The organism is Bradyrhizobium sp. SZCCHNPS1003 (genome assembly GCF_032381555.1).
Classification (GTDB): domain Bacteria; phylum Pseudomonadota; class Alphaproteobacteria; order Rhizobiales; family Xanthobacteraceae; genus Bradyrhizobium.
The window spans coordinates 21,673-36,853 of the sequence record NZ_JAUHIU010000007.1; the positions used below are offsets into that span (position 1 = coordinate 21,673).

12 protein-coding genes are annotated in these 15,181 nt (G+C 66.7%); 9 read left to right on the forward strand and 3 right to left on the reverse strand.

Annotated features, from left to right (window positions below):
• Positions 1–78 precede the first annotated feature (78 nt).
• Genes QX126_RS12845 through QX126_RS12860 form a run of 4 tightly spaced genes read left to right on the forward strand, consistent with a single transcriptional unit; the run spans position 79 to position 4,688 of the window.
• Positions 79–738 carry an ABC transporter ATP-binding protein gene (locus QX126_RS12845; RefSeq protein WP_315740573.1) on the forward strand — a complete coding sequence of 220 codons (660 nt, stop codon included), beginning with the start codon at positions 79–81 and terminating at the stop codon, positions 736–738.
• Positions 735–3,197, forward strand: a complete 2,463-nt coding sequence (locus QX126_RS12850; protein ID WP_315781306.1) for an FtsX-like permease family protein — start codon at positions 735–737, stop codon at positions 3,195–3,197. The genes QX126_RS12845 and QX126_RS12850 overlap by 4 nt, the downstream gene beginning before the upstream one ends.
• Positions 3,187–4,269, forward strand: coding sequence for a lipocalin-like domain-containing protein (locus tag QX126_RS12855; RefSeq protein WP_315781308.1), 1,083 nt, complete (start codon positions 3,187–3,189; stop codon positions 4,267–4,269). Before QX126_RS12850 ends, QX126_RS12855 begins: the two co-directional genes overlap by 11 nt.
• Before the next feature lie 26 nt (positions 4,270–4,295).
• A complete protein-coding gene (locus tag QX126_RS12860; RefSeq protein ID WP_315778228.1) occupies positions 4,296–4,688 on the forward strand; it encodes an MAPEG family protein in 393 nt (130 codons plus the stop codon).
• Between the two features lie 159 nt (positions 4,689–4,847).
• Here QX126_RS12860 and QX126_RS12865 read toward each other — a convergent pair whose 3' ends face one another.
• Positions 4,848–6,035, reverse strand: a complete 1,188-nt coding sequence (locus QX126_RS12865; RefSeq protein ID WP_315781311.1) for an ABC transporter substrate-binding protein — start codon at positions 6,033–6,035, stop codon at positions 4,848–4,850.
• A gap of 296 nt (positions 6,036–6,331) precedes the next feature.
• On the opposite strand from QX126_RS12865, the gene QX126_RS12870 reads away from it, so the two are divergent.
• The 5 genes from QX126_RS12870 to QX126_RS12890 all read left to right on the forward strand — a co-directional run bounded on the left by QX126_RS12870 (position 6,332) and on the right by QX126_RS12890 (position 11,117).
• Entirely contained in the window at positions 6,332–7,882 is a 1,551-nt protein-coding gene (locus tag QX126_RS12870; protein ID WP_315781314.1) for an AMP-binding protein, read from the forward strand.
• 91 nt (positions 7,883–7,973) lie between these two features.
• Entirely contained in the window at positions 7,974–8,723 is a 750-nt protein-coding gene (locus QX126_RS12875) for a CBS domain-containing protein (protein WP_315781316.1), read from the forward strand.
• A 12-nt stretch (positions 8,724–8,735) separates the two neighbouring features.
• The gene (locus tag QX126_RS12880) at positions 8,736–9,041 is read left to right on the forward strand and encodes a cytochrome c (protein WP_315740580.1); all 306 of its coding nucleotides are present in this window, start codon (positions 8,736–8,738) and stop codon (positions 9,039–9,041) included.
• Between the two features lie 344 nt (positions 9,042–9,385).
• Positions 9,386–10,768, forward strand: a complete 1,383-nt coding sequence (locus QX126_RS12885; protein ID WP_315781318.1) for a PAS domain S-box protein — start codon at positions 9,386–9,388, stop codon at positions 10,766–10,768.
• Positions 10,755–11,117, forward strand: a complete 363-nt coding sequence (locus QX126_RS12890) for a response regulator (protein WP_315740582.1) — start codon at positions 10,755–10,757, stop codon at positions 11,115–11,117. Before QX126_RS12885 ends, QX126_RS12890 begins: the two co-directional genes overlap by 14 nt.
• Positions 11,118–11,549: 432 nt before the next feature.
• On the opposite strand, the gene QX126_RS12895 is transcribed toward QX126_RS12890, so the two are convergent.
• Both QX126_RS12895 and QX126_RS12900 read right to left on the reverse strand, forming a co-directional pair.
• Positions 11,550–13,505, reverse strand: coding sequence for an acetyl-CoA carboxylase biotin carboxylase subunit (locus QX126_RS12895; RefSeq protein ID WP_315781321.1), 1,956 nt, complete (start codon positions 13,503–13,505; stop codon positions 11,550–11,552).
• 17 nt (positions 13,506–13,522) lie between these two features.
• Positions 13,523–15,139 (reverse strand): acyl-CoA carboxylase subunit beta, encoded by a 1,617-nt coding sequence (locus tag QX126_RS12900; protein WP_315781323.1) that lies wholly within the window; start codon positions 15,137–15,139, stop codon positions 13,523–13,525.
• Between the last annotated feature and the right edge of the window lie 42 nt (positions 15,140–15,181).

Below are 15,181 nucleotides of genomic sequence, written 5' to 3' on the forward strand. Positions count from 1 at the left end.
ACATCAGGGGCGTCATGAAGAACGAGCGCGTGATGTTCGCGTTGGCCCTTGTTATGTTGTGACGCAACAACCCCGATCATGCTCGTGCTCAGCGTCCGTCATCTCACCAAGTCCTATCGATCCGGCGGCGAGCCGATCCACGTCCTGCGTGGCGTCGACCTCGACGTCTCCTCCGGCGAGCGCGTCGCGCTGACCGGTGAATCCGGCTCCGGCAAGAGCACGCTGCTGCATCTCATCGCCGGGCTCGATGCCGCCGACGGCGGCGACATCCTGCTCGACGGCGCTTCGGTCGGCACGCTCGACGATGCTGGACGCGCGGCGGTCCGGCGCGAGCGGCTCGGCCTCGTGTTCCAGCAGTTCAATCTGGTGCCGAGCCTGTCGGTTCAGGACAATCTCAGTTTCCAGGCGCGGCTGGCCGGTCGGCATGATCCGGCGTGGCACACCGAGCTTGTCGAGCGGCTCGGGCTGAAGTCGCTGCTCAAGCGCTATCCGGAGCAATTGTCGGGCGGACAGCAGCAGCGCGTCGCGATCGGCCGCGCGCTAGCCGTCAAGCCGGTCCTGCTGCTCGCGGACGAGCCGACCGGCAATCTCGACGAGGACACCGCCGACGAGGTGATGGCGCTGACGCGCGACCTCGTCGCGCGCACCGGCTGCGGCTTCCTGATGGTGACGCACAGCACCCGGCTCGCCGCGATGCTCGACCGCCATGTGCATCTGCATGCCGGACGCGTCGCATGAGACGCGCGCTCTGGATTCTGGCGGTGCTGCTCAGCCACTGGCGGCGACATCCGATGCAGCTCGCGACCTTGCTGATCGGGCTGATCTCGGCGACGGCGCTGTGGAGCGGCGTGCAGGCGCTGAACCAGCAGGCGCGCAGCTCCTATGACCGCGCCGCGGCGATCTTTGGCGGCGCGCGCACGCCGATGCTGGTCGCGACCGACGGCAAGATGCTGCCGCAGAGCGTGTTCGCGGAATTGCGCCGCGCCGGCTGGCCGGTGTCGCCGGTGCTCGAGGGCCGCGTGCAAATCGACGGCCGCTCGATCAGACTGCTCGGCATCGAGCCGTTCAGCATTCCCAGGGAGGTCGGCGAAGCGCCGATGGTCGGCCGCAGCGAGCTCGAGGCGTTTCTGACACCGCCGCATCGCACGCTGATCTCGCCGGTGACACTGGCCGATCTCGGACTCAAAGACGGCGCGATGCCGCGGCTCAGCAACGACGCCATGCTGCCGCCTTTGATGGCGCAGCAGCAGCTCGCGCCCGGCGTGCTCGTGGTCGATATCAGCGACGCGCAGCGGCTGCTCGGCAAGCCCGGCCAGATTTCGCGGCTGCTGGTCGGCAAGACGCAAGGCCAGCGACAGCCGTTGCAGTCGTTGGCGGACGGCCGGCTGCAGCTCGTGCAGCCGGAGGCCGAGACCGACCTGGAGCGGCTGACCGACAGCTTCCACCTCAACCTCACCGCGTTCGGCCTGCTGTCCTTTGTCGTCGGCCTGTTCATCGTCAACTCCGCCATCGGGCTTGCCTTCGAGCAGCGCCTGCCGGTGCTGCGCACCCTGCGCGCCTGCGGCGTGTCGGCGCGCCAGCTCAATGGCGTGCTGATCGGCGAGCTCATCGCATTCGCATTGGCGACCGGCCTGATCGGGCTGGTGTGTGGCTATTTCATAGCTGCGGCGCTGTTGCCGAACGTGGCAGCGTCGCTGCGCGGGCTGTATGGCGCGCAGGTGCCGGGCGAGCTGAGCCTGCAACCCGAATGGTGGTTTGCAGGCCTCGTCATCAGCATCGCCGGCGCGCTCGCAGCCGCGACGACGAGCCTGATCAAATCGATGCGGCTGCCGATCCTCTCCACCGCGCAACCCTATGCGTGGCAGGAGGCGCAGCGGCGCTGGCTGCGATTGCAGAGCGCGGTCGCGCTCGCCTTCTTCGTTACCGCCGGCCTGCTGCTGTGGCTCGGGCAGTCGCTGCTCGCCGGCTTCGGCGTGCTCGCGGCGATGATGCTCGGCGCGGCGCTGCTGCTGCCCGCGATCCTGGAGCTGGTGCTGCGGCTCGGTGAGCGCGGCGCGCGGGCGGCGCTGGCACAATGGTTCTGGGCCGACAGCCGCCAGCAGATCTCGGGCCTGTCGCTCGCGCTGATGGCGCTGCTGATGGCGCTCGCCGTCAACGTCGGCGTCGCCACGATGGTCGAAACCTTCAGCCGCACCTTCCTGGTCTGGCTCGACGGCCGCCTCGCGGCCGACATCTACATCAGCGCGTCGGACGAAGCGCAGGCGCGCGACGTCCAGGCTTGGCTGCGCGCGCGGCCCGAGGTGCAGGCGGTGCTGCCGGGCGGCCGCGCCGAGGCGCAGCTTGCGGGCGCGTCGGTCGACATTCTCGGCCTGCCCGATCACGACACCTATCGCGACCACTGGCCGCTGCTGCAGGCCGTCGACAACGCGTGGAAGCAGTTGGTGCGTGGCGACGCCGGCTTCGTCAGCGAGCAGCTGGCGCGGCGGCTCAATCTATCCCTTGGCGACAGCCTGGACCTTCCCGCGCCCGGCGGCGATTGGCGCATCACCGTCGCCGGCATCTATGCCGACTACGGCAATCCCAAGGGCCAGATCACGGTCAACGTCGCCGCGCTGACACGCCGCTTCCCGGCGACGCCCATGACGCGCATGGCCGTGCGCGCGGCGGCCGCCGACGTGCCGGGGCTGATCACGGGGCTCACCAACAAGTTCGGCCTCGATAGTCGCAACGTCGTCGACCAGGCCACCGTGAAGCAGGAATCGAAACAGATCTTCAACCGCACCTTTGCGGTGACCGGCGCGCTCAACACCTTCACGCTCGGCGTCGCCGCGATCGCGCTGCTGACCAGCCTGCTGACCTTGGCGAACTCGCGGCTGCCGCAGCTCGCACCCTTATGGGCAATCGGGCTGACGCGGCGGCGGCTCGCCGAGGTCGAGCTGTTGAAGACGCTGTCGCTTGCCGGCCTCACCGCGCTGCTGGCGCTGCCTCTCGGGCTTGTGGTGGCGTGGTGCCTGATCGCGATCGTCAACGTCAAGGCATTCGGCTGGCGGCTGCCGTTCGACGTGTTTCCGCTGCAGCTCATCCGGCTCTTGATCGTCACGCTCATCGCGGCGCTGATCGCCTCGCTGCTGCCGGTGCTGCGGCTGGCGCGGATGCAGCCGGCCGATCTCGTCAGGACCTTCATCATTGAGCGCTAGAGCGACCATTTCGCGACGCATGCTGATCGGCGGGCTCGGCCTGCTGGCGCTGCCTCGCCTCGCGCGCGCGCAGGGCTTTGCGGGACTGAGCGATAGCGCCGACGGCTTTGCGCCGGTGACGCCCGGACGAGAGTTCAGCTTCCCTGCGGATCACGGGCCGCACGACGATTTCCGCATCGAATGGTGGTACGTCACAGCCAACCTCGCCGATTCCAGCGGCAAGGCCTATGGCCTGCAATGGACCCTGTTCCGCTCGGCGGCCCGGCCGGGGCCGCAGGGCGAAGGTTTCGACAATCAGCAGCTCTGGATGGCGCATGCCGCGGTGACGCGTGCCGACAGTCACCGCTCTGCCGAAAAATTCGCACGCGGCGGCGTCGGCCAGTCCGGCGTCGAGGCCAAGCCGTTCCAGGCCTGGATCGACGACTGGCAGCTGCGCGGCACCGCCGCGACCGACGATCGAGCGCTGGCGCCTCTGGACATGAGCGCCGTCGGGCCGGACTTCTCCTACGCACTGCATCTGGAGGCGGACAGGCCGGTGGTGCTGCAGGGCATCGGCGGCTACAGCCGCAAATCCGAGCGCGGCCAGGCATCGTACTACTACAGCCAGCCGTTCTACCGCGCCCGAGGCCGCATCAGCTTCGACAATCTACCAATCGAGGTCACGGGCCAGGCCTGGCTCGACCGCGAATGGAGCAGCCAGCCGCTGGCCTCCGACCAGAGCGGCTGGGACTGGTTCGCGCTGCATTTTGCCGGCGGCGAGAAGCTGATGCTGTACCGGATGCGGCAGGGCAGTGGCGACTACACATCGGGGACCTGGATCACGGCTGACGGCGCCTCGCATGCGCTCGGCCCCGGGGGCATCGTCATGACGCCGACAGAGACAGTTGCGATCGGCGAGCGCAGGCTTCCGGTCGGCTGGCGTGTCGAGATATCAGCGCTCGGCATCGCCATCGACACCGCAGCGCTCAATCCAAACGCCTGGATGGGCACGCGCGTGCCCTATTGGGAAGGGCCGATCAGCTTCAAGGGCAGCCACACCGGGGTGGGCTATCTCGAACTGACCGGATATTAAGAAGCCGTCATCAGGGGGAACCGCGCATGTATCACTTCACCGCACTCGTCACCGTGCTCGCGCTCATGCTCTACTTCTACATGGCCGTCCGCGTCGCGCAGGCGCGCGCCACGTTCGGCGTGAAGGCGCCCGCGACCACCGGCAATGCCGATTTCGAGCGCACCTTCCGCGTGCAGATGAATACGCTGGAATGGCTGCCGATCTTCCTGCCGGCACTGTGGCTGTTCGCGATCTATGTCAGCGATGTCATCGCCGCACTGATCGGCCTGGTCTGGATCGCCGGGCGCGCGATGTACATGGTGTCCTACGCCAAGGCCGCCGAGAAGCGCGGCCCCGGTTTTGGCGTGCAGGCCCTGGCAGGCTCGGTCCTGCTGGTCGGTTCGCTCATCGCCATCCTCTGGCGCATGCTGCACGGCTGACCGCCCAGTCCCCCGCTGTCGTCCCTGCGAACGCAGGGACCCATAGCCACCGACGGATGTTTGTTGCGCGGCGGGTCGACGTGCAGCCTGCCCTGTTCAGAGATCACGCGGTATGGGCCCCGGCTTTCGCCGGGGCGGCACCAATGTTCTGGCGCGCGATCACTTCGTCAGCGGACAGCCGCTCTCCTTGGCGGTGAAGAACGCCTTGTCGCCGGGCACCGTGGCGAGCTGCTTGTAGTAGTCCCACGGCTTCTTCGACTCCGACGGCTTCTTAACCTCGAACAGGTACATGTCGTGGACCATGCGGCCGTTGGCGAGCACCTTGCCTTGCGCGAAGGCGTCGTCGACCGGCAACTCCTTCAGCTTGGCCGCGACCGTATCGGAGTCCTTGGTTCCGGCGGCCTTGACGGCCTTCAGATAGGACACTGTCGCGGAATAGGTGCCGGCGTGGATCATGCTCGGCATCCGGCCGGTCCGCTTCATGAAGCGCTCGCTGAAGGCGCGGGACTTGTCGTCGCGATCCCAGTAGAAGCCTTCGGTGAGGATCAGACCCTGCGCCGCCTCCAGCCCGAGGCCATGCACCTCCGACAAGGTCATCAGCAGGCCGGCGAGCTTCTGGCCGCCCTTGACGATGCCGAACTCGGCCGCCTGCTTGATCGAGTTGGTGGTGTCGAGGCCGGCATTGGCGAGCCCGATGATCTTCGCCTTCGAGCTCTGCGCCTGCAGCAGGAAGGACGAGAAGTCCGACGAGTTGAGCGGGATGCGCACCGAGCCCAGCACCTTGCCGCCTTTCGACGTCACGATGTCGCTGGTGTCCTTCTCCAGCGCATAGCCGAAGGCGTAGTCCGCGGTCATGAAGAACCAGGTATCGCCGCCGGACTCGACCAGCGCACCGCCGGTGCCGACCGCGAGCGCGCGGGTATCATAGGCCCAGTGGAAGCCGTAGGGCGTGCAGGCATCGCCTGATATGCGCGAGGTCGCGGCACCGACGACGATGTCGATCTTCTTCTTTTCCTTCGACAGATCCTGGATGGCGAGCGCGACCGACGAGGTCGTCAGCTCCGTGATCATGTCGACCCCCTCGGTATCGTACCAGCGCCGCGCGATCGACGAGGCGAGGTCCGGCTTGTTCTGGTGGTCGGCGGTGACCAGCTCGACCTTCTGCCCCAGCACCTCGCCGCCGAAATCCTCGATCGCCATCCTGGCGGCCTCGACGGAGTACTTGCCGCCATAGTCCGCGTAGACGCCGGACTGGTCGTTGAGGATGCCGATCTTGACCTGTGCCGACGCCGGCGCCGCCACAAGCAGCGCACCGACGGCAGCAACAGCCAGCAAGCCCGATTTCATATGATCTCTCCCGGAGTTTCTTGGCTTTGAGACGTCATTCGTTGGAATGCCTGACCATGTTATGCCAGAACCCCGGCCGCGCCCATCCCTTCCCTCCTCAGCCAAAGGGCTGAGAGGCCTGTTGAGAGCCCGGAACCTGTCCGCTAGATTGGCCGCAAACAACGACATGCCGTCCCGTAAGGATGGTACGCGCGGAAGGAAACGGCCCGAGGGCGCGACGAGAACATCGTCGGCGTGACGTTTGCCCTGTGGCCCTCCACCACCGTACCTCCGGCCGGCGTCGGAAGGGAGGACACATGTACACCGGCAAGCACGCCCGGCTGCGCCCGTTGCAGCCCGCCTTCATCATGGCCTCGACCGGCGAGGCCGTGACCTATCGCGAGCTGGAGGCGCGCAGCAACCGGCTGGCGCATCTGTTCCGCAAGCGCGGCCTGAAGCGGCTCGACCACTATTCGATCTTCATGGAGAACAACAGCCGCTATCTGGAAGCGTGCGGCGCAGGCGAGCGCTCCGGGCTGTATTTCACCTGCGTGAACTCCTACCTCACGCCCGGCGAGCTGGCCTACATCCTCAACAACAGCCGGTCGCGGCTTCTGATCACCTCCCTCGCCAAGCTCGAGGTCGCGCGCGAGGCGCTGAAGGAGGCGCCCGACATCGAGCTCTGCATCGTCGCCGACGGCCCCGGCGAGAGCGAGCGGATCGTCGGCCTCGCGGAGGCCACCGCCGGCCTGCCGGCGACGCCGATTGCCGACGAATGCGTCGGCACCGCGATGCTCTATTCCTCCGGCACCACGGGCCGGCCGAAGGGCATCCTGCGGCCGCTGCCCGAGCAGCCGCCAGTGCAGCAGCTGCCGATCTTCGATTTCCTGGAGAAGCTGTGGCGCTATCGCGAAGGCATGATCTATCTGTCGCCGGCGCCGCTCTATCACTCCGCGCCGCAGGCCGCGGTCAACCTCACCATCCGCGTCGGCGGCACCGCCATCATCATGGAGACGTTCGACCCCGAGCGCTACCTGCAACTGGTCGAGCAATGGGGCATCACGCATACGCAATTGGTACCGACGATGTTCTCGCGCATGCTGAAACTGCCGGAAAAGATCCGCACGCGCTATGACCTCTCCTCGCTCGAAGTCGCGATCCATGCCGCCGCGCCGTGCCCGGCACAGGTCAAGGAGGACATGATCAAATGGTGGGGGCCGATCATCCACGAATATTACGGCGCCACCGAAGGCCTCGGCTTCACCGCCTGCGACAGCGCGGAATGGCTCGCGCATCGCGGCACCGTCGGCAAGGTGCTGTTCGGCGACCTGCACATCTTCGATGAGAACATGCAGCCGTGCCCGATCGGAACGGCCGGCACGGTGTGGTTCAAGACCGGATCGCCGTTCGAGTATTTCAACGACCCCGAGCGCACCAAGGAGGCACGCTCGGCCGACGGCACGATGAGCACGGTCGGCGACGTCGGCTATGTCGATGCCGACGGCTATCTCTATCTCACCGATCGCGCCACCTTCATGATCATCTCCGGCGGCGTGAACATCTATCCGCAGGAATGCGAAAACCTGCTGATCACGCATCCGAAGGTCGCCGATGCCGCCGTGTTCGGCGTGCCCAATTCCGATCTCGGCGAGGAGGTGAAGGCGGTGGTCCAGCCGATGTCGGGCATCATGCCTGGGCCTGAGCTGGAAGAGGAGCTGATCGCGTTCTGCCGGCAATCGCTGTCGCGACAGAAGGTGCCGCGCTCGATCGATTTCGAGAAGGAGCTGCCGCGGCTGCCGACCGGCAAGCTCTACAAGCGTCTCCTGCGCGACCGCTATTGGGGCAACAAGACTTCTAGGATCGTGTAGGGCGGCACGACCTCGGATTGATCCTGGTCAAGCGCGCGCGATGCCGCGCAGCTATTCTCCGCCGATTGCGATCGCAGCACGAGACGACGACATGCGCGCTCATCAAATCATGACCAGATCCGTGATCGCGGTGACGCCCGGAACCCCGGTGGCCGAGGCGGCGCGGATCATGCTGCGCAACCACATCGGCGGGCTGCCGGTGGTCGACGCGTCCGGAACGCTCGTCGGCATGGTCACGGACGGTGATTTCCTGCGCCGCACCGAGCTCGGCACCGAACGTAGGCAAGGCCGCTGGCTCGACCTCCTGGTCGGCCGCGGCCGCATCGGAGCCGACTTCGTCCATTCCCACGGCCGTACGGTCGGCGACATCATGAGCCAGCCTCCGGTCACGGTCAGCGCCGATGCCAGCTTGGCGGAGATCGCCGAGATCATGGAGAAGCGCAACATCAAGCGTCTCCCTGTGATGAGTGGCGACCGGCTGGCCGGCGTGGTGACACACACGGATTTCCTGCAAACCGTGGCCGACCTCGCCACTGCCGTTCCGGGCCCTACCCCCGACGATGACGGGATCCGCAGCGCCATTCTCGATTCGCTCGACCAGGCCGCCTGCAAGCATTGCCGCTTCAACGTCGTCGTCCGCAACGGCATCGCGCATCTCACGGGCGCGGTGCGCAACGAGAAGGAGCGGGCCACGGCGATCATGGCGGCCAAGAGCGTCCAGGGCGTCAGGAACGTGCGCGACCACACGTGGGTCTATCCGCCGCCGGAGGACGAGTTCGGCGGCGGTGACATCGTCTCGCTGCAGGACCAGCCGTCGACCGACGACGACCAGCCGCTGTGAGGAGAGCCGGGCGTGCGACGTGCCTCCGTACCATCACTGCTGCTGCTGGTCCTGCTCTCCGCCTCGGCGGCCGCCGAGGATCTCGACCACGGCCGCCAGCTCGCCGAGCGCTGGTGCGCCGCCTGCCATGCGGTGGCCACCGAGCCGACCAAGTTCCGCCGCGCCCGGCCGTTTGTCGCCATCGCGGCCAGGGACGGAGTGACGAAGGACATGCTGGTCAAGTTCCTCCTGCTTCCCCACGCGACGATGGCCAACAATCCGCTCAGTGCGAACGATGCGACCGACCTGGCAGGCTATATCCTCAGCCTTAGGAAGTAGTTGTGGACAAATTCGCCTTTGGATTGCGCCTCAGCCCCATGGTCGGCGGCGTCCGGACGCAAGAGTGGGCCCTGGCGCCCGATGATACGGCACCTTCGCCGGCAATTTAGCAAGATCCTCCGGAACGAAACGCTCAAGCCTGCGTTTTGTGTGTTCGCCGTCGTGAGCTGGAGCACGTCGCATGGCCCCAAACGGGTCTGCTGACGGCAAATCGCCCTGTCCTCGTTGCCGGGAAGACCAACAACAAGCAGCGATCGAGATAGCCCTTGCATTTGCACACAAACAAGTTGGTAATCTGGTGCACGGCGTCTTCTCTACCGACCTGTTAGCAAGGAGCCTGCGACGTGCACGGAATGCCCGGCGCCTCCCCCGCCCCACGCGCGACCGACGACGACACGGCCTATCTGGCGGCGATCGTGGAGTCCTCGGCCGACGCCATTGTCAGCACCACCGCCGACGGCGTCATCCGCAGTTGGAACGCGGCCAGCGAGCGGATGCTGGGGTTCACCGCGGCTGAAATGATCGGCAGATCCGTCTCCGAGATCGTTCCCCCCGAGCTGGCGGAAGAAGCGAGCGCCTTGCGCGCCAGGGTCAACGCGGGCGAAGCGGTCGAGAGCTTCGAGACCGTCCGGCTGACCAAGCAGGGACGCCCGATCGAGGTCTCCATCACGTTTTCACCGATCCGCAGCAGCACCGGCGTGATCGTCGGCATCTCCGGAATCATCCGCGACGTCACGCTGTCGAAGAAGGCCGAGCGTGCGGCGGCGATGCTCGCGGCCATCGTCGCCTCGTCCTCGGACGGCGTCGTCAGCAAGACGCTGGACGGCACGATCACCAGCTGGAACAAGAGCGCCGAACGGATCTTCGGCTTCTCGGAAGGCGAGATGATCAACCGCTCGATCCGCACGATCATCCCGCAGGAGCGCCAGGCCGAGGAGGACCGGATCCTCGCCACCGTCCTATCCGGCGCGATCATCGACAATTTCGAGACCATCCGCCTGCGCAAGGATGGTGCGCTCATCGACGTGTCGGTCACAGTCTCGCCGGTCCGGGATTCGAACGGCCGGATCATCGGCGCCTCCAAGATCGTGCGTGACATCACCGACAAGCGCCAGACAAGGGAGCAGTTGCGCACCCTGCTGGCCGAGGTGAACCACCGCAGCAAGAACCTGCTGTCGCTGGTGCAGGCGATCGCCCGGCAGATGACCCGTCACGGCCGCCAGCTCGACCTCAACCGGTTTCTGGAGCGCCTGCAGGCGATCGCGAGCAATCAGGATCTCCTGATTCAGAACGATTGGCGTTTCATTCCACTCGGCGGCCTGGTCCGCTCGCAGCTCGGGGCGTTCAGCGACTTGATCGGCGACCGCATCGCGATCGACGGACCGCCGATCGAGCTGACGCCAGAGGCCGCGCAGTCGATCGGCATGGCGGTCCACGAGCTCGCCACCAACGCCGCCAAATATGGTGCGCTGTCGAACCACGACGGACGGATCGCGGTCCGCTGGACGCGCATCGACGACAGCTTCGACATGACCTGGGTCGAAAGCGGCGGACCTGAGGTGGCGCCGCCCGAGCACACCGGCTTCGGCAGCCGGGTGATTTCCGACCTGGTGCGCGCTGGCCTTGATGGATCGGTCGAGGTCCAGTTCCTGCCGGCCGGACTGCGCTGGCACCTGAGGTGCCCCCTGCAACGCCTCAGCCGCGACCATCATCATGCGCGCCAGTGAGAAGACTCACCTCCTGATCGTCGAGGACGATCCCCTGATCGGCTTCGACCTCGCGGTCGAGCTCGAAGCCGCCGGATTCACGGTGGTCGGCGTGGCGCCGACCGTGCACAAAGCCCTCCATCTGCTCGAGCGGAATCACTGCGATCTTGCCGTGCTCGACGTCAATCTCGGGCGGGAAACATCGGCGCCGATCGCGCGCGCTTTGGCCGCGGCCGGCGTGCCCTTCGTCGCCGTCACCGGCTATTCCGTCGATCAATGCCCGGAAGAATTCGCCACGGCACCGCTGCTGTCGAAGCCGTTCCAGACGTCACGGCTGGTCGCGGCGCTGAGGCGGCAATTGCATCCGTGAGGCGCGCGTCGGCCGCGCAACAGAGCCACGATCGGCATTGTTGCCGTTTGAGGGATTAGGGGTCGGCACCGCGCCCTTGAAACAGCGCAGTTGATTTCACGTCTTTGATGGTAGAATTGCCCCCTCGCCTCGACAGCAATGCACTCCCCTCCCCCTTGCGAGGAGGGGTCGCGGGTGGGGGTCCACGTGTCGCGCTCCACGTGATCTGCGCTCCCACCGTGGACGATGTCGACGATGATCTGCGCAACCGGCGAACCGCCTCCTTTGAGTGTTGCAGAATGCAGCGGCGGGACGCTGCATGTCGCGAAGCGACGACTCCGTGAGAATATCGAAGTCGCATACAACAGAGTTCAGCGCGCGCGGACCCCCGCCCCGCAAGCGGGAGGGAGGTGCAGCATGCCTCGAGCTAACTCACGCCCAGTTGCGCGACGATCAGCCCGCAATCTCCACCACGATCCGACCCGTCGTCACCTGGTCGCCCTCGGCGACCTCGATCGCGGTCACCGTTCCGGCGATGCCGGCAGTATGAACGTGCTCCATCTTCATCGCCTCGAGCGTCACCACCGGCTGTCCCACAACCACGCTGTCGCCCGGCTTCACCAGCACCGCGACCACGCGACCGTTCAGGGCCGCACGGACCTTGCCATCACCTCCGGTGGCGGCCGAGGATTGCGGCCTCGCCAACGTCAGATCGCGCACTGCCAGCGTCTGACCGCGATGCTGGACGAACAGCCGATCGTCGTCACGGACGAAGCGCGCGCTCTCGACGATCTCGGCGTGATGAACGCGGATCGTGTCATCAGTGAGCGATACGATCTCGAAGCGATGCTCTGCATCACCACGCGCCACGCGATAGCTTCCGTCACGCTCGCGCAGTAGCTCGCACTCGGCCACCTCGCCAGCAATCTCGAACCGGAGCGGCGTCGCGAAGGCGGCCGCGAGCGAGCGGCCGCGGCGGACGGGATGTGCGAGCGGATGGCTGACGGAGAGCAGCAGCGCGACCAGCGCGAGGTCTGCCGCATCGACGGCCGGCGCACGCAACTCGTCACGATACGCCGCGATGAATGCGGTGGTTGCCTTGCCCGCGGCGAAGGCCGGATGCCGCAGGCATGAAATCAGGAAGGCCCGGTTGGTCGGGACGCCCAAAGCAACGGCCTGCTCCAATCCGGCGATCAGCCTTGCGCGCGCCTCCTCACGAGTCGCAGCATGGCTGATCAGCTTGGCGATCATCGAATCGTAGTGGGGCGGGATCTCCGCGCCGGACTCCAGCGCATGCTCGACCCGGATCATCCCCGGCATCTGCCACAGCGCCATCCGCCCCGATTGCGGCATGAAGTCGTGCGCGGCATCCTCGGAGCACAGCCGCACCTCGATCGCATGACCCGAGAAGCTGATCTGGTCCTGGCGCAACGGCAGAGGCTCGCCGGCGGCGACGCGCAATTGCCATTCGACGAGATCGAGACCGGTCAGCGCCTCCGTCACGGGATGCTCGACCTGCAGCCGCGTGTTCATCTCCATGAAGTAGAACTGGCCGTCGGCATCGAGCAGGAACTCCAGCGTGCCGGCGCCCTCATAGCCGAGCGCCTTCACCGCCTGCACCGCCACGGCGCCCATGCGCGCGCGCAGCTCCGGCCCGACCGCCGGCGACGGCGCCTCCTCGATCAGCTTCTGATGCCGCCGCTGTACCGAGCAGTCGCGCTCACCGAGATGGACGGCATTGCCGTGGCTATCGCCGAATACCTGGATCTCGATGTGGCGCGGATTGGCGATCGCCTTCTCGAGGATGACGGTGCCGTCGCCGAACGCGGTCGCCGCTTCCGAGCGGGCGCTGCGCAGCAGGTCGGGAAAGGCGTCCGCATCCGTCACAAGCCGCATGCCGCGGCCGCCACCACCGGCGACGGCCTTGATCATTACCGGGAAACCAATGCGGCGCGCCTCGCGCAGCATCGCGTCGTCGCCCTGGTCCTCGCCCTGATAGCCGGGAACGCAGGGCACGCCGGCGCAACTCATGATCACCTTGGCGCCGGCCTTGTTGCCCATCGCCTTGATCGCCTCGGGCGATGGCCCGATGAACACCAGACCGTCCTCCTTGCACGCTTGCGCAAAATCCTCGTTCTCGGCGAGAAAGCCATAACCGGGATGCACGGCATCCGCGCCAGTCGCCTTTGCGGCGGCGATGATCGCTGCGATGTTGAGATAGGACTGTGCGGGCGGCGGCGCGCCGATGCGGACGGCCAGATCGGCGAGCCGCACATGCGGCGCATCGGAATCGGCGTCCGAATAGACCGCGACCACGCCGTGGCCTAGCCGGCGCGCGGTGCGCATGATCCGCAAGCTGATCTCACCGCGATTGGCGATCAGCACCTTGTGGAAAGGCCTGCGCGTCATTGCACCCATCTCTTCGCTCATGGCCGCGCCACCGAGAACTGCATCCGCTGCGGCTCGCGCGCCTCCGCCTCGCGGCAGATCGCCAGCACTTCCGACAGCACCGCGCGGGTGTCACGCGGATCGATCACGCCGTCGTCGAGCACGCGCGCCGAGGTCGCGAACGCGTCCATCTGGCTGTCGAACACGCCGATGATCTGCGCCTTCATGGCATCGAGCTTCTCGCGCTCCACCGGCTTGCCGCGGCGCGCCGCCGCCGCTTCAGTCACGATCGCCATCGTCTCCGCCGCCTGCTCGCCACCCATCACGGCGGTCTTGGCGTTGGGCCAGGAGAAGCAGAAGCGCGGGTGGAATCCACGGCCGCACATGCCGTAATTGCCCGCCCCGAACGAGGCCCCGCAATAGATCGTGATCTGCGGCACGCTGGCCGAGGTCACCGCCTGGATCATCTTGGAGCCGTGCTTGATCATGCCGGCCTCCTCATAAGCGCGGCCGACCATGTAGCCGGTGGTGTTGTTGAGATAGAGAATCGGCGTTCGGGTCTGGCAGCAGGACTGGATGAAGTGCGTCGCCTTGTTGGCGCCGGCCGGATCCAGCGGGCCGTTGTTGGTGACGATGCCGATCGCCTGGCCCTCGATGCGGGCATGGCCGCACACCGTCGCAGGCCCGTAGTTTGGTGCCATTTCGACGAAGTCGCTGTCGTCGACGATCCGCGCGATGACCTGGCGCATGTCGACGGGGCGCTTGTGGTCGAGCGGCATGATGCCGAGCAGCTCCTCCTGGTCGTAGCGCGGCGGCTTCACCGGTGACGACTCGTGCGATGGCCGATCCCAGTTCAGCTTGCCCATGATCTCGCGCGCGATACGCAGGGCATCGCGGTCGTCCTCGGCGAGATAGTCGCCGAGGCCGGAGATCGAGGTGTGCATCTCGGCGCCGCCGAGCTCCTCCTCGGTGGCGATCTCGCCGGTCGCGGCCTTCAGCAGCGGCGGGCCGGCGAGGAAGGCGCGGGTGCGGCCGCGGACCATCACGATGTAGTCGGACAATCCGGTCTGATAGGCGCCACCCGCGGTCGACGACCCGTGTGTCACCGTGACGACCGGCAGCCCGGCTGCCGACAGCCGCGCGAGATTGCGAAAGATGTTGCCGCCCCGCACGAAGTCCTCGACGCGGTAGCGCAGCAGGTTGGCGCCGGCACTCTCGACCAGTTGCACGTAGGGCAGCTTGTTCTCCAGCGCCAGCTCCTGCACGCGCAGGGTCTTGTCGAGGCCGTAAGGCTGCAGCGCTCCGGCATCGATGCCCGCGTCATTCGCCGAGACCATGCAGCGCACGCCGGACACGAAGCCGATGCCGGCGACGACGCCGCCGCCCGGCACGCTCTTGGCCGGGTCCGGCGTATCGAACATGTAGCCGGCAAGCGTCGACAGCTCCAGGAACGGCGCGCCGGGATCGAGCACCAAGGCGACGCGCTCGCGCGGCAACAACTGGCCGCGCTGATGGAAGCGCTCCTTTGCCGCCGCAGAGGCATTGCGCGTGCGCGCCTCGAGATCGCGCATCCGCGCGATCAGGCCGAGCATGCCATCACGATTGGCCTGGAAGGCGGCGCCGGAGGGAGAGATGGTGTTGTCGATGGTGGCCATCAGTTCATGCTTTCGTCATTCCGGGGCGCGAGTGCGCAGCGA